The sequence below is a fragment of the Clostridium sulfidigenes genome, assembly GCF_000732635.1.
GTDB lineage: Bacteria > Bacillota > Clostridia > Clostridiales > Clostridiaceae > Clostridium_J > Clostridium_J sulfidigenes.
On record NZ_JPMD01000027.1, the window covers coordinates 50,720 to 66,627 of the forward strand.

At 29.8% G+C, this 15,908-nt stretch carries 18 protein-coding genes; 16 read left to right on the plus strand and 2 right to left on the minus strand.

Translation table 11 applies throughout. The annotated features are described in order from the left end of the window. The 6 genes from IO99_RS11140 to glmM all read left to right on the plus strand — a co-directional run bounded on the left by IO99_RS11140 (position 1) and on the right by glmM (position 6,166). Complete coding sequence (locus IO99_RS11140) at positions 1–534, plus strand: 2-oxoacid:acceptor oxidoreductase family protein (protein WP_035133406.1); 534 nt, start codon at positions 1–3, stop codon at positions 532–534. Between the two features lie 299 nt (positions 535–833). Then, on the plus strand, positions 834–1,628 hold the full coding sequence (locus IO99_RS11145) for a polymer-forming cytoskeletal protein (protein WP_035133407.1): 795 nt from the start codon (positions 834–836) through the stop codon (positions 1,626–1,628). A gap of 79 nt (positions 1,629–1,707) precedes the next feature. Further along, complete coding sequence (locus IO99_RS11150) at positions 1,708–2,331, plus strand: DUF4004 family protein (protein ID WP_035133409.1); 624 nt, start codon at positions 1,708–1,710, stop codon at positions 2,329–2,331. A gap of 34 nt (positions 2,332–2,365) precedes the next feature. After that, the gene (locus tag IO99_RS11155) at positions 2,366–3,262 is read left to right on the plus strand and encodes a DUF4097 family beta strand repeat-containing protein (protein WP_035133410.1); all 897 of its coding nucleotides are present in this window, start codon (positions 2,366–2,368) and stop codon (positions 3,260–3,262) included. 40 nt (positions 3,263–3,302) lie between these two features. Beyond that, positions 3,303–4,598, plus strand: coding sequence for an MFS transporter (locus IO99_RS11160; protein ID WP_035133412.1), 1,296 nt, complete (start codon positions 3,303–3,305; stop codon positions 4,596–4,598). A 218-nt stretch (positions 4,599–4,816) separates the two neighbouring features. Continuing rightward, positions 4,817–6,166 carry a phosphoglucosamine mutase gene (glmM, locus tag IO99_RS11165; protein WP_035133414.1) on the plus strand — a complete coding sequence of 450 codons (1,350 nt, stop codon included), beginning with the start codon at positions 4,817–4,819 and terminating at the stop codon, positions 6,164–6,166. A gap of 46 nt (positions 6,167–6,212) precedes the next feature. On the opposite strand, the gene IO99_RS11170 is transcribed toward glmM, so the two are convergent. Together IO99_RS11170 and IO99_RS11175 are read right to left on the minus strand one after the other, a co-directional pair. After that, entirely contained in the window at positions 6,213–6,692 is a 480-nt protein-coding gene (locus IO99_RS11170) for a hypothetical protein (RefSeq protein ID WP_035133416.1), read from the minus strand. Then, entirely contained in the window at positions 6,683–6,898 is a 216-nt protein-coding gene (locus IO99_RS11175; protein ID WP_035133418.1) for a helix-turn-helix transcriptional regulator, read from the minus strand. The genes IO99_RS11170 and IO99_RS11175 overlap by 10 nt, the downstream gene beginning before the upstream one ends. Before the next feature lie 975 nt (positions 6,899–7,873). On the opposite strand from IO99_RS11175, the gene glmS reads away from it, so the two are divergent. From glmS to IO99_RS18425, 10 genes are all read left to right on the plus strand, one after another. Then, positions 7,874–9,700: a glutamine--fructose-6-phosphate transaminase (isomerizing) gene (gene glmS, locus IO99_RS11180; protein ID WP_035133420.1), complete on the plus strand. Its 1,827-nt coding sequence runs from the start codon at positions 7,874–7,876 to the stop codon at positions 9,698–9,700. A gap of 266 nt (positions 9,701–9,966) precedes the next feature. Continuing rightward, entirely contained in the window at positions 9,967–10,509 is a 543-nt protein-coding gene (locus tag IO99_RS18415; protein ID WP_051824056.1) for a GIY-YIG nuclease family protein, read from the plus strand. 181 nt (positions 10,510–10,690) lie between these two features. After that, positions 10,691–10,867 carry a hypothetical protein gene (locus IO99_RS19065; RefSeq protein ID WP_156964338.1) on the plus strand — a complete coding sequence of 59 codons (177 nt, stop codon included), beginning with the start codon at positions 10,691–10,693 and terminating at the stop codon, positions 10,865–10,867. A gap of 61 nt (positions 10,868–10,928) precedes the next feature. Continuing rightward, a complete protein-coding gene (locus IO99_RS11190; protein WP_035133423.1) occupies positions 10,929–11,432 on the plus strand; it encodes a site-2 protease family protein in 504 nt (167 codons plus the stop codon). 394 nt (positions 11,433–11,826) lie between these two features. Then, the gene (locus IO99_RS11195) at positions 11,827–12,168 is read left to right on the plus strand and encodes a cupin domain-containing protein (protein WP_035133425.1); all 342 of its coding nucleotides are present in this window, start codon (positions 11,827–11,829) and stop codon (positions 12,166–12,168) included. A gap of 17 nt (positions 12,169–12,185) precedes the next feature. Then, positions 12,186–13,400, plus strand: a complete 1,215-nt coding sequence (locus IO99_RS11200; protein ID WP_035133427.1) for an NAD(P)/FAD-dependent oxidoreductase — start codon at positions 12,186–12,188, stop codon at positions 13,398–13,400. 14 nt (positions 13,401–13,414) lie between these two features. Then, positions 13,415–13,633: a YuzB family protein gene (locus IO99_RS11205; RefSeq protein ID WP_035133429.1), complete on the plus strand. Its 219-nt coding sequence runs from the start codon at positions 13,415–13,417 to the stop codon at positions 13,631–13,633. Between the two features lie 363 nt (positions 13,634–13,996). Then, positions 13,997–14,614 carry an HD domain-containing protein gene (locus IO99_RS11210; RefSeq protein WP_035133431.1) on the plus strand — a complete coding sequence of 206 codons (618 nt, stop codon included), beginning with the start codon at positions 13,997–13,999 and terminating at the stop codon, positions 14,612–14,614. Positions 14,615–14,783: 169 nt separating this feature from the next. Continuing rightward, positions 14,784–14,984, plus strand: a complete 201-nt coding sequence (locus tag IO99_RS18420; protein ID WP_051824057.1) for a hypothetical protein — start codon at positions 14,784–14,786, stop codon at positions 14,982–14,984. A gap of 65 nt (positions 14,985–15,049) precedes the next feature. Then, entirely contained in the window at positions 15,050–15,487 is a 438-nt protein-coding gene (locus IO99_RS18425) for a 4Fe-4S double cluster binding domain-containing protein (protein ID WP_051824058.1), read from the plus strand. The last annotated feature ends 421 nt before the right edge of the window (positions 15,488–15,908 follow it).

Here is a 15,908-nt window from a genome sequence, read left to right on the forward strand (position 1 = left end):
ATGGCATCACAAGAAATAATATTTGCTGGATTTGGTGGACAAGGAATATTATCAATGGGTAAATTCTTAGCTTATGCTGGAATGGATGTTAATATGAATGTTTCATGGTTACCTTCTTATGGACCAGAAATGCGTGGAGGTACTGCAAACTGTTCTGTTATTGTTTCAGATGAAGCTGTTGGTTCTCCAATAGTAACTAACCCTACATCACTAGTTGTTATGAATAGACCTTCCCTTGATAAGTTTGAAAAAGAAATTTTACCAGGTGGACTATTAATATTAGATAGTGACTTAATTGAGAGACCAGTTGAAAGAGAAGATATTGAAGTTATAAAAATACCAGCTCAAACAGAAGCTGATAGCCTTGGAAGTAAACAAATTGCAAACATGGTGCTTCTAGGAGCATTAGTTGCAAAAACACAAATAGTTTCTATGGAAACTTTACTTCAATCTCTAAGAGATCACGGAAAAGAAAAATTCTTTGAAATCAATAGAAAAGCTTTAGAAATTGGAGCATCATACGTAGTAAAATAAGCTTATTAGCTAAAAGTGGCTTTCGCAAAATATATTTTGCGAAAGCCACTTTTTTATATATAACTAAGTAAGAGAATAAGGATAAAGGTATAAAACTTAGTGTATAAGTTTTATACTTTTTATTTATGATAAAAATTGTATAAAAATTGAAAAAAACTATTTACAAGCGTAACAATGTTATGTTACTATAAAAATATGATAAAAGATTATTGAATATATGGCTATTTACAATATTAAAGAGCTGCGTGTAATTAGTTAATGTAACATTATTACGTGGAAATAAAATGGAGGTATAAATTATGGTGAGTAATGAACAGTTTGGAGATTTAAAAATATCAGGTTCAGGGAGTGCGGCAGGAGGAAGATATAGGATTGCATCTATCAGTGGAAGTGGAAAAATTGTTGGAGATGTAAACTGTGAAAAATTTAGTATTAGTGGTAGTGGAAAAGTTGAAGGTGCTGTTATAAGCAATGGTTTTAGTATTAGTGGATGCGGAAAGGTAAGTGGAGACTTAAACTGCGTTACTGGTAGTATCAGCGGAAGTGGTTCTGTTCTTGGTTCTATTCATGCAAAGAAATTTAACATCAGTGGAAGTGGTAAAATAGGTGGTAACTTTAAAGGTGAAGAGCTCACTGTGGCAGGAGCAGGAAGAATTGAAGGAAGAATAAATGCAACTAATGTTAAGCTTTTAGGTTCAATTAGAGTAGGTCATGGTATTGAAGGAGAGATTATAAATATTAAAGGTGTACTAAAAACCCTAGGAATGGTAAATGGGGATGAAGTAAATATAGAGTTAAATGGTGGTTGTGAGGTTGAAGAAATTGGAGCAACTAAGGTAAGAGTTTTAAAGGAATACTCTACTATGAATGCTATAGGAAGATTTATTTGTAAATTATTTAGTAAGAACTTTGGATATTTAACTATTAGAACTATTGAAGCTGATGAAATTTATTTGGAAAACACCATAGCAGATGTGGTTCGTGGAGGAAAGATTACCATAGGAGAGGGGTGTAAGATTAAAAGAATAGAATACAGTGAGAGTCTTGAAAAACTAAATTCAGAATCTGTTATTGAAGAGGAAATGAAACTATAGATTTTAAAATGTTTTAATTACTAAAGATAAAAAGTTTAATTAGAGTTAAAAACTAAACTAAAAAAGAGGAGGAAATAAAGTGGAAGAAGAGTTAATTTCTAAAAAAGAAATATTAGATATGACGGGAATATCTTACGGACAACTGTATAGATGGAAGAGAAAAGAACTTATTCCAGAGGAGTGGTTTATAAAAAAATCAAGTTATACAGGTCAAGAAACATTTTTCCCTAGGGAAAAGATAATAAATAGAATAAATAAAATTATAGATCTTAAGGATGATATGCCTTTAGATGATTTAGCAGCTATGTTTACTAACAAACCTAAGGTAGATGATGTAAGTGAAGAGTATCTTATAGAAAAGGAAATTATAAGAGAAGAAACCCTTCCTATATATAAGGATATATTTAGAGAAAAGGAAGAATATAATTTTAAAGATATCTTACTCATGGATATTCTTCAAAGGGAATTTGACTTAGGAAAACTAACCATTGGTGAAATAGAAGTTATACTAAAGCTTATTAATAAGGAATATAAAAATATAGAAGAAAAGGATGGAACATTATATATCATAAGAAGATTAGGAATCGGGATTTGTGTAGTAGCATACAGAGAAAGAATAATTGTGGATGATGGCAGCAAAATCATAGGAGAAATAAACATTAAAAATATTATAGAAAATCTTAAAATGAGATTAACGCTATAGTTAATAATTAATAGTATAAAAATGGGGTGTAAAAATGAATTACGACAATTGTAATGATTTAAAAATAAATGATGACTGGATATCAGAAGGTGGAAACTATAGAGATATAAAAATAAGCGGAGATGGAACTATAAAAGGGGATGTTAATTGTAGAACTATCAATGTTAGTGGAGATGCAGAATTAAAAGGAAATGTATACTGTGAAGATTTGTTCAAGGTAAGTGGAGATGTGGATATAAAAAATAATCTGCAATGTGGAATTTTTAGGGTTAGTGGTGATGTAGATATCCATGAAAACTTATCTGTAAAAGGCGAATTAAAGGTAAGTGGAGATGTAAATGTAGATGGAAGAGTGGATTGTGGAATTCTTAAAATAAGTGGGGATATCGATGTAAAAAGTAATCTATATTGCAGTGGTCTGTTTCATTTAAGTGGAGATGCGGATATGGGAGGAAACCTGAAAGCAGATAAAATAGAAGCTTCAGGAGATATAGAATGTGAAGGTAAAATTACTGGGGGAGATATAGTCATATCTGGAGATATAACTGTAAAGGATGGCATAGAAGGAGAAAAAATAACTATAAGTGGGGATATAAACAGTAATGGACTAATAAATGGTGATGAGATATACATTACCATGTCAGGAAATCATCATATTAAAGAAATAGGTGGAAGATTTGTAGCAGTTACCGAAAATATATCAAGGAATGGAATAATAGGTTCACTATTTTCTAATTCATTTAGAAATAAAGGAAGCCTTCAATGTGAATGTATAGAAGGAGATGACATACTACTTAAAAATTCTAAGGTAGATATAGTAAGAGGCAAAAATGTTACCATAGGAAAAGGTTCAATAATTAACAAAGTTGAATATTCAGGGGAACTTATTATAGAAGATAATGGAATAGTTAAAGAATCTGTAAGGATATAAGCAATTAACAGTAAATGTACTTTATAATGAGGGGGAAATCATGGAGGATAAATTAAAAAATCATGGAGAAAATATAAGGTTATGGAATAAGAATTTTTTCTTGCTTTGGCAAGGGCAACTAGTATCTATGCTTGGGGACATATTATATATGATAGCATTAGACTTTTGGATACTAGACATTACTGGGTCTACTGGGCTCATGGGGCTGTTAAGTGCTCTTACAATGCTACCAAGAATAATATTAGGACCTTTTGCAGGAGTTTTTGTAGATAAGTGGAATAGAAGGAATATCATGGTTATAACAGATTTTATAAGGGGTGTAGTTGTTACTTTCGTAGGTATTGCTGGTATATTTGGTTTTATACAGGTGTGGATGGTATTTGTAGTTGGGGTAATTAGTGGTTTATGTTCTGCTTTCTTTGGTCCAGCGGTAAGTTCTATAAAGCCAGAATTAGTTCATGAGTCTAAATTTGTAAAGGCTAATTCAGTTACAAGTTTTGCAACATCTGGTATGGATATGATAGGTAGTGCTATTGGTGGACTTATATATATGACTATAGGTGCTCCATACATGTTTTTAGCTAATGGTATATCTTATTTAATTTCAGCTTTTACAGAAATGTTTATAACTGAACCTAAAAGAGAGAAAAAAGATGAAAAAATTACTTTTGTAGATGACTTTAAAGAAGGATTTAAATTCCTTTGGAATTTTAAGACATTAAGAAACGTTTTCTTACTAGCATCATTACTAAATCTGTTTGCTAATGCCGCATTTATATTAATACTCCCATATTTTAAAACTATGCCTTTCCTAGGTCCAGAAAAATATGGTTTATTTATGGCAGTGATTCCTATGGGAATGTTAACAGGTAGTGGATTTTTATCAATAATTAATATAAAAAAGAATCAAAAATTTAAAATTTATAAATTTGGTGCATTGATATGTCTTGGAATATTACCTTTTGTATTTATAGTGAAGAATTTTTATTTAATGATACCTATTGCATTTATATCCTTTTTATGTAATGTAATATTTAATACTATATTTAATTCTGCAATGATGCTTGTAGTACCATCAGATAAGAGAGGTAAGATTGGAGCATTAATGAATACCATAAGTGGAGGGTTACAGCCAATAGGAGCTTTAGTTGGTGGAGTCTTAGGTGAATTTTTACCTATAAGAGTAGCAGTATTATCTCTTCTAGGAATATCATTTATATTCACTATAGCCTTGATTTTTGTTAAAGGAAGTAAAGAATTAATGGAGTATGAAAGCAGTGATGGTACTGTAGAAGAGCTTATAGAGAAAACAAATGGTATTGTATTAGAAAGTTAATATGAGATAGGAATAATATATAATAAAGGCAACACAGATTTTGTGTTGCTTTTATTCGTATAGAATGTATAATGGTAAGCTGTTATTGTTATGATACATAATTTGTATTATAATTAACCTGTATGTTGTAATGAGAATTTCACATAGTAATGTAGACTTAATAGAAAAAATAAGATTATTGAAGATAAAAAATCATACTAAGAGGAGAAGATTTATATATGAGTAGAATGTTTGGAACTGATGGAGTAAGAGGAATTGCTAATAAGGAATTAACTGTAGACCTTGCATATAAACTTGGAAAAGCGGGAGCATTAGTTTTAACTCAGTGCACTAGCAAACCTAGAATAATCGTAGGAATGGATACAAGAATATCCGGAGATATGCTTGAATCAGCTTTAGTTGCAGGGATTTTATCAGTAGGAGCAGAAGCTCTTTGTTTAGGAGTAGTTCCAACTCCAGCCGTTGCATATTTAACAAAGAAGTATAAGGCAGAAGCAGGGGTTGTAATATCTGCATCACATAATCCTGTTGAATATAATGGTATTAAGTTTTTTAATAAAGATGGATTTAAATTAAGTGATGAATTAGAAGATAAAATTCAAAAGTTAATAGAAAGTGATTTTGAAGGAATCAATATTCCTACAGGAGGAATGTTAGGTAGAAAATACATAGGAGAAGATGCTATAAATGACTATGTAGAATTTGCTAAATCTACTATTGATGGTGATTTAAGTGGTATGAAAATTGCCGTTGACTGTGCCAATGGTGCAGCTTATAAAACATCAGTAAAAGCGTTAAAAGAACTAGGAGCAGAAGTTTTTATAATTAATAGTGATCCAGATGGAATCAATATAAATAAGGATTGTGGATCAACTCATCCTGAGGACCTAATGAAATTTGTTGTTGAAAATAGATGTAACTTAGGATTAGCTTTTGATGGAGATGCAGATAGATGCCTTGCAATAGATGAAAAAGGAAATCTTGTAAATGGAGATTTCATGATGGTAATAGCAGCTAAACACCTTAAGTCTATAGGTAAATTAAACCATGATACAGTTGTTGTAACTGTTATGAGTAACCTTGGACTTCACATAGCTTTAAAAGAAGCTGGAATTAAAACTGTTAGTACTAAAGTTGGGGATAGATATGTATTAGAAGAGATGGCTAAAGAAGGTTATTCCATTGGAGGAGAGCAATCAGGTCACGTTATATTCTTAGATTTCAATACCACAGGAGATGGTTTAGTTTCAGGTATTCAACTTGCAGCAACAGTAAAGAGTACTGGAAAACCATTAAGTGAACTTGCAGCAACAATGAAGGAATTACCACAAGTATTAGTAAATGCTAAGGTGCCAAACAACATGAAGGATATCCATGAAAAAGATGAAGAAATCATGGCAGATATAAAAGAAATGGAAGAAAAAATGGCAGGTTGCGGTAGAGTATTAATAAGACCTTCCGGTACAGAACCTTTAGTTAGAGTAATGCTAGAAGGTGAAAATCAAGAAGAGATAGACAAAATGGCTCATGACCTAGCTAAAAAAATAGAAGAAAAAGCAAATAGATAAAATAAGACCCGTGAAATTTCACGGGTTTTTTGCTTATAAAGTTCAATTAGAGTTTTTTGCTATAGTATACTTGTAGGATAACAAATATAACCATAAATATAATAAGGACAGTCCATAGAGTCCAGAATACAGCAAGGTTAAAAATTCCAGATATCATCAAACCGATATATGCAAGAATATTTATTATAATAGCAGCAGAGTACAAAGATTTTTGTGTGATCAATTGATTTCTTTCATCTTGTTCTTCTAATCTTTTTTCTTTTAATTTCTTTTCATCTTTTAAAAGTTTTTTTATCTTAATGATAAATATTAAACCTATTGTAATTAGTGAAGCACCGATTCCTGTATAAAATCCACTTAAAAAATCAGGTAGGTAGTCATATTTTCCAGAAGAGAATACAAAACTAATAGCTAGAGTGGCTACTCCTAGAATAATCACAATGTAAAGTAAAGAAATTCTTTTCTCTAGTACTTTCTTGTAGTCCTTATCCGTTGTTGCATTAGATATAATGGCTTTTAATAACATAAATTTTCCTCCTCTAAATCAAAAATAAAGATATCTTCAATATTCATTTCAAAATATTGAGCAATTTTATGGGCCAACACCAATGAAGCTTTATACTTCCCGTTTTCTAAAGATATAATTGTTTGTCTAGTAACATCTACAGCATCAGCAAGTTCACTTTGCGTAACACGTTTTTCTTTTCGAAGTTCTTGGATTTTATTTTTCAACTTATCACATCCTGTTCTATTAATATTATTTGTAATAAATATTAGAATTTAAATGTATAGTATGCTTTACAATTTAAGTATAGTACACTTTACATTTCATGTCAAGCTTACTATACATTTTTATATTATTTATTTTAAATTTTAAATGTGAAAAACCTTGAAAGCCGCATGGGGAGAACAACTAGTTAACTAGTTATATAGTTTTATAGGTAAATAGATTTATAGTTTCATAGTTAAATATTTATATATAAAAAATTTTAGCTATGTTCATATATAAATATTTGTATAATTCACATTAGAATTAAATAAAATAATATCAAATTGAATAATATTATAATAAAAATATGCATATATATGGGTGAGTTTCATTTAATATACACTATTAATAAATACCATTGACCAAAATGTATTAAATGAATATAATATAATGAGGTTAATGGGTTTTAGATTTTGGATAAATAAATATTAAAATTTCATTTAAATATTTAATTTTAATATTAAGTTCACAAACTTTATTATTATTTATATCGTATATGTGGAGTATGAGTATAGGAGAGTATAAAATGTGGACATCATAACTCTTTTAAAATACACTTTAAAAACCAAGTGTTGGAAAGGAGGAAATAGTCTAACCACATAACTAAGCGCCAGGACTTAAGTGAAAAGGAAGCTCCTTTTCATTGCATTCAAATGAGTAAGTTCCACTAGCCAAATCATAGATTTGGAGTGTCACTTAAGTTGACGAGGATGGGGAGTATCGAATCTTCGGCGGGTGCCCCACGGTATCGCACTACCGTTAACGATTGATAAAGACAGGAAGTGATTCCTGTTACAAAGCAATCCGGTGTAAAACCTTAACTAAATGTGGATAAGTTGATAAGTATTTTTAAAATCATACTAAATCAAAGGTTTTTATTATTCATATAGAGTTAAATCTAATTTGAAATAGAAGACATTTAGGAGGAAGAATTTTTTATGTGCGGAATAGTAGGTTATTTTGGAAAAAGAGAAGCAGCACCATTGCTTATTGAAGGATTAAGTAAACTGGAGTATAGAGGATATGACTCAGCTGGAGTATCTATACTAAATGAGAAGGGTATTGATCTTACAAAATGCAAAGGTAGACTTGCAAATTTAGAAGAAAAGTTAGAAGAAGATCCAATAAAAGGACATATAGGTATAGGACACACTAGATGGGCTACTCATGGTAAGCCATCAGATTTAAATTCACACCCTCATACTAATGGGGATGGAACTATATCTGTAGTTCACAATGGTATTATAGAAAACTATATGGAACTTAGAGAATGGCTTATGGAAAAAGGCTATGAGTTTAAGTCAGAAACAGATACAGAGGTTATTCCAAACCTTGTGGATTTCTACTATAAAGGGGACTTGCTAAAGGCAGTAATGGAAGTTACTAAAAAGCTAGAAGGAAGCTATGCTATAGGAGTTATAGCCGCTAATGAGCCTGATAAACTAGTAGCTGTAAGAAATGAAAGCCCATTAATAGTTGGTCTTGGAGAAGATGAAAACTTCATTGCTTCAGACATACCAGCTGTATTAAATCAAACAAGAAAAGTTTATCTTTTAGAAGATAAAGAATTTGTTGTTATGACTAAAGATGGAATAAAAATATATGACCAAAATGAAAAAGAAGTTAAGAAAGAAGTATTTAATGTAACTTGGGATGCTGATGCTGCTGAAAAAGGTGGATATGATCACTTCATGATGAAGGAAATCCATGAGCAACCAAAGGCTATAAGAGATACTATGGCTTCAAGAATTATTCCTGGTCAACCAATAAGAATCGATGATATAACTATTACAAAAGAACAAGTAGAAAAATTAAACAAGGTATATATAGTAGCATGTGGAACTGCATACCATGCTGGATTAGTAGGAAAAAATATTATTGAAAAACTTGCTAGAATACAAGTTGAAGTAGATATAGCATCTGAGTTTAAATATAGAGATCCAATAATAGACGAAAACACTCTTATGATAGTTGTTAGCCAATCTGGAGAAACAGCAGACACTATGTCAGCTTTAAGACTTGCTAAGAAAAAGGGTGCTAGAGTAATAGCTGTTACTAATGTAGTTGGAAGCTCAGCTTCAAGAGAAGCCGATGATATACTATATACTTGGGCAGGTCCAGAAATAGCAGTTGCATCAACAAAGGCTTATGTAACTCAATTAATAGCTATGTACACAATTGCTCTATTCTTTGCAGAGCAAAAGGGTACAGTAGCTCAAGATAAGATAGAAGCTATTAAAACAGAAATGTTAGCTCTTCCAGAAAAAGCAGAAGCAGCACTTAAGTGTGATGATGCAGTTAAGGCTCTAGCAGCTAAAACTTGCTGTGAAAATAACATGTTCTTCTTAGGAAGAGGCCTTGACCATGCTGTAGCAATGGAAGGATCTTTAAAATTAAAAGAGATATCTTATATTCATTCAGAAGCTTATGCTTCAGGAGAATTAAAACATGGTCCAATAGCTTTAATTGAAGAAGGAACAGTAGTAGTGACTATGGCAACTCAAGAAGACTTATTTGATAAGACTGTAAGTAATATGAAAGAAGTTATTGCAAGAGGAGCTAGAGTGTTTGCAGTGGCTCAAGAAGGTCACACAGATATAGAAAAATCTGTAGAATCAGCAATCTACATTCCAAAAGTAATGGACTTATTAGCTCCAGTTATAGCTATAATTCCAATGCAACTATTCTCTTACTACATGTCCATGGAAAAAGGTTGCGATGTAGATAAGCCAAGAAACCTTGCAAAATCAGTTACTGTAGAATAGTAGAAGCGTGATGTAAAAATATTTAATTTTAAGATAAATATTGATTATTTGTAATAAGATTGAATTAAAAATTCATAAAGTATAAAAGCATATAAGACTAGACATTTTAAAATAAAAATGTCTAGTCTTTTTTGAAGGTAAAAAGTAGTATCTAAAAGAAAAAGACAAAGCAATATAGAAGCTAGATTAATTTCATTTTCAAAATAAATTTACTTACATGTTTACAATTATAGAAGTTACCATCATAAAGGAGGGTGAGTATTAATTTGAAAGAATTATTAACTAAATTATTAGAAAATACTTTTATCCCTATAATAGATATGCTTACTAAATTACCAGATGCAGCAGGGGCTTATCTAATATGTGCAAAAAATATTGATGTTTTACCAGCAAGAATGAAGGAGTTAGAATATTCATATGTTAATGGATTGCCAGTTATTTATTTAGGAATCGCTGGTAGACCAACTTCAAAAGTAAAAAGTATAAGAAAGTGGGATTATAGAAATCACTTTAATGGAAAAGCTAGAAGCTCTACATTACGGAAAAGCTTGGGGGTGTTGTTTGGTTTTGAAAAAGAATATGAGAGTGAAACAAATAATTTAAAGTATAAGTTTATTTATGAACACGAGGAAAAGTTATCAAAGTGGATGAAAGATAACTTGATAATGTATTTTGTTACAATTGATAACCCTATGGAGTTTGAAATATATTTGATTAACACTTATGAACCACCTTTAAATTTAAAAGATAATAAGAGTGAAAAGAATAGGGTTTTCAGGGAAGAATTATCTAAGTTACGAACAAGATAATAATACCTATTTTTTAATAATTATGTTTAATTTAAGTTTCCTATTATGGATATACCCACTAGGCTAAAAGTTTGACCTTGGAGGATGAAGGATAAAGGTTATGTGTAATTCTAAGTCTGCTATTGGATAAAAAGCTTGGAAGAAACTTACTCATAAGACAACATATGTGGATGGTAGAATCATGGAAAGCATAACACAGAATAATTTACTATGGATTTTTATTGGTTCAATTTCATTTTACAACAGGACCAAAAATAAAAACCATTATTTCATTATAATTGTAACTCATGATGATAACATCAAAACTTATAGTGATGAAGTTATTGACATCGCTAAAGAAATTAAAGTGACAGATTAAGAGATTTAATCGAGAGATATGTTTTGTATAATTTAAGTAAGGAAGTAGGTGAACTTATATAATGAAACTGATAATTAGATTTATGTTTGAATTTTTAATATTAATATTTGTACTGTGGATTATTAATATATTTTCCATTTTTGTACACGAAATTGGTCATGCTAGTGGATATATGATTGCAACAAAAGACAATAATTGGAATATAGAAATTGGAAAGGGTAGAATGGTATATAAAACAAAGAGATTTAATATTTACTTTATACCTATTTCTGGATATTTTTCACCTATTAATATGGAGAAATCAATATCAAAAACTAAAATAATTGCTATCTTAATTGGAGGACCCTTAGCATCTCTTCTTTTATTAATATTACTACTTTTAGTGAGAAAGAATATTAATTCCTTAGTACCAGTTATTGTGAGTTTGAAAACTTCAGTTTTCCTAACAAACTATTCCATAATTTTCAATCTAAATATGTTTATTGCATCAGCGTTACCATACAAACCTAGACCTAATGGCTATGTAAGTGATGGATGGAAAATACTGAGATTATTTAAAAAATAAATAAGAATAACTAATAAGTGTTTAATTTAAAATAAAAGTGTAACGAAATGCAACCGAGAAGTGAAACACTAAAATATGAAAATTAAGTTAGGAATAATCTTATAAGGACTTGTTAAATATAGCTTCAAATTAAGGTAGTGTAATAAAGCATGGATTTTATGGGAGTGTTTAATGATGTATATGAACCTATATTTAATCAGTGTAAATATATTCAAGATTATTTAAAAGCTAATAGGTATATAAGCTAAGAACAGTAAGGTGTTCTTAGCTTATATTATTTTATAACTTATTATATTTTAAAAATATAGTTAATAATAATATGAAAATTACATAATACTAAGAGTGTAAGAATTATATTATATAATACTAACCAAAGATGAAGGAGAATTAAATTATGAAAATAGAAAAAATATCTGACAAAATAATGTACAATGATGAATCCTTAACTAAGAAAATAATTTATAAAGAAGATAAGATATTGAATTTTGTTTTAAATTTTAGACCAGGGCAAGGAGTGCCACCACATAATCATGAGCAAAGTGATTTACTTATTCATGTACTTTGCGGAGATGGTGAAATGACTGTAGATGGAAATTTAAATAAAATAACACAAGGAGATGTAATTCATTGTAAAGGAGTAGAAGTGTTTAGTATAAAAAATACTGGAAATGATGATATGTCATTATTTGTAGTATTAGCTCCAAACCCATCAGCAGTATATTCAATAGGAATATAAAAGGGTGGTGGAAGAATATGACAAATAGGATTATTATAATCGGAAATGGAATAGCAGGAATTACTGCAGTGAAAGCCATAAGAGAAGTAGATAAAGAGTCAGAAGTATTTATATTTGGAGAGGAGAAATTTTACCCATATAACAGAATAAAATTATCTAAGAATCTATTTGATGAACTCTCTGAAGATAATACTCTTCTTCTAAAGAAATCATGGTATGAAGAAAATAAGGTTAATATTTACGTAAGCAAAAAAGTAACAAAGATTAATATTGAAAATAAAGAAGTAGTTTTATGTGATAAAAGTATACTTAAGTATGACAAACTTTTATTAGCAAATGGAGCAAGAAATAATAAACCTCCAGTTGAAGGAATAGAAAAAGCCGGTGTCTTTAACTTAAGAACGTTACAGGATGCATGGGATATTAAAAGTAAAATAAAAAAAGGTGAAAGTGTTATAAACATCGGTGGAGGAATACAAGGATTAGAAACTGCTTGGAATTTGAATCAGCATGGAATCAATGTTTCTATTGTTGAGATTCAATCTAGACTAATGCCAAATCAATTAGATGAAAAGGCATCTAAAATACTTCAGGATTCAGTAGAAAAGTTTGGTATTAATATATACTTAAATACGAGAGTTAATAAAATAGCAGGAAATAATGAGGTTGAAGGTGTTGTAACAAGTTCAGATGAATTTATACATTGTAATAAGGTTATATATTCTGCTGGAATAAAGCCTAACATAGAAATGTTTGAAGATACGCCTATTAAGTGTGAAAAAGGAATTGTTATAAATGAAAAGATGGAAACTAATATAGCAGATATATATGCAGCAGGTGACGTTGCTGAACTTGATAACTTTGTTCCAGGACTATGGAATATATCAATAGGCCAGGGCAAAGTTGCAGGATATAATATGGTGGGAAAAGATAGTACTTATAAGCATATTGTTCCTGTTACTACTTTAAATGCTTTTAAACTATCCTTATTTTCTATGGGGTGTGTAGATGAAAATAATGCAACTAATGTTCTTGTAGAGGATAATGATGAAGGTCAATATATGAAGGTGTTTGTAAGAGATAGAAAAATAGTAGGGGCTATTGTAATTGGAGATACGAAACGATCACCAATATTAAAATCAGCCATTGAAAAAGAAATATCTTTAGAAGCTATTGATTTATCTAAAATTTCAGTAACAGAATTATTGAATAACATACAAAGTAAAAAATAAAGGAGAGAATAAATATGACAGAAATAAAATTTTGTGAAAATAATTTTACATATGGAACTGAAGATACCATTAAGAAATTACAAGAGAATTATCCTGACGTAGATGTAACAGTAGAATCATGCTTAGGATATTGTGGAGACTGTGCCACTAATCCATATGCACTTGTTAATGACGAAATGATTCTGGCAGATTCAGCAGATGAATTATATGAAAAGATTGAAGAGTTAATATAAAGTCCTTGGCTACAAAGCACAAGAAGAGTATTCTCCTTCTACAAAATACTACTAACTCTCTTTGCTATCCTAGGACTTTTAATTGCTACTCCACTATACAATTTAATCGGTATAGGTAACTCCTTTACAAGCATTGCAGTTATATTAATTATTTTATGTGTCTTGAATCTAAAAAGGAGTTTTAATAGAAATGTAGATGAAGTTTTAGATATTAGCGAGATATAAGTATATTCCATGATTCTTAAAAATAAGTTTCATGGTTTTTTCATTTAAAAGGATTTTAATGGTGACTATAGAATAGTTTAGATAAAGTTATGAAAAGATTTAAACTATTAATTTATTTAAGTAATAAGGAGAGGAATCATGGAAGTGTTGAAATACAAAGTTCCCAATCGAAAGATAGCTGAAAAAATATTAGAGGAAGCATCTATTTTAAATCCTGGTCCATGGGTGGAACACTCAAGATACGTAGCAGAGGCAGCAGCTTTAATTGCTCAATATGATAGTGATTTGGATGAAGATACAGCTTATGTACTGGGATTGCTTCACGATATTGGGAGAAGGAATGGTAGACATTATGTAAGACATGCTATTGATGGATATAACTATGCATTAGAAAATGGATATGATTTTGTGGCTAGAATTTCAATCACTCATGGTTTTCTATGCAGTAATGTAGATGATATATGTGGAGAAATGGATTTAACTAAAACAGAATACGACTTTATTAAAAATTATTTAGGTAATATCGAATATAATTCATACGATAAATTAATTCAATTATGTGATGTATTGGCTCTTCCATCAGGATTTTGTTTAATAGAAAAAAGGATGGTTGATGTGGTTATGAGATATGGATTTACTGATTTTACACTAGAGAAATGGAAAAAAACCTTTGAAATAAAAGAATATTTTGAGGGCAAAATAGGAAAATCTATTTATAGTATCCTGCCAGGAATAGAAAAAAATACTTTTAATTAAACTTTTAAAGAAAGTGGAAAACATGTAAGTATAAAATTGGTAAAAAGAAAAGAGAAACTCCTCAAGAATGTATTATAAGAGAAATTAAGGAAGGGCTTAATTGTAAAATTAGTGATTTGAAACTATTTTAAATTTATGTTATCAATTCTTTGAGTTAGGAGAAAGTATTGTGAGGGAGAATGAATTAAAGTCATATCTAAAAAGTCTAGGGGCATCATTGGTTGGATTTGCAGATTTAAATAGCGTTAATACTTCATTGTATAATAATCTAAAGTATGGTATTGCATTTGCGATAAAATTAAAGCCTGAAATTATACAAGGTATTTATGAAGGACCAACAAAAGAATATTATGAGGAATACAAAAAATAAACAAAGAACTTGATGATATCGCCATATACTGTGTAAGATACATAGAGAGTCAGGGATATAGTGCATTGGCTCAAACTTCAACATATGTTACTAGTGATGAAAATTTGACTACTTATTTACCACATAAGACAGTTGCTACACGGGCAGGAATGGGTTGGATTGGCAAAAATGCTCTTTTAGTTACTCAACAGTATGGTAGTGCAGTTCGTATCTCTTCAGTACTAACTGATATGCCAGTCATACCAGATATGCCTATCAATGATTCTAGGTGCGGAAAATGTAGTAAGTGTGTTGATGATTGCCCAGCAACAGCAATAAAAGGTAAGTTGTGGAATATAAATTCAACAAGAGAAGAACTATTAGATCCTTTTAAATGTCGTAAAAAAGCAAGAGAACTACTAAGACAAAGAATAGGAATAGAAATGTCTTTATGTGGAAAGTGTATTGAGATATGTCCATATACACAGCAATATATTAAAAGAAATTCCCATAGGTATAATTAGAAATATTTTAGTGATATTTTAAGTAAGAGATAAGAAGGCTAACTAAATTAATGTTACCTGATTTTCTCTTTTTATTTTGAAGAAAGTTAGAGAGAAAATTAAAAAATACAATAATATAACTCTAAGTTAAGTTTTATGAAAATTAATGTTTTTATGTTTTTATGTTTTTATGTTCTTGCCACCTTATGCCATTGATATGACTAAGGCTAAGCCTCCTAGAGTAAATCAATATTTTAATAAAAATTAGCTTTCGCTAATACTCTTATTTCAATTATAAATAAACATTTATGTATAAATATGTTATTTAAGTAAAAATGGTGTTATACTATATACATATTTAGTTAAACGTTAGTTAAATAGTTTAATAAATTCAGTAACATTAATATAATGTAAACTATTACTGAGGTGAATAAACAATAGA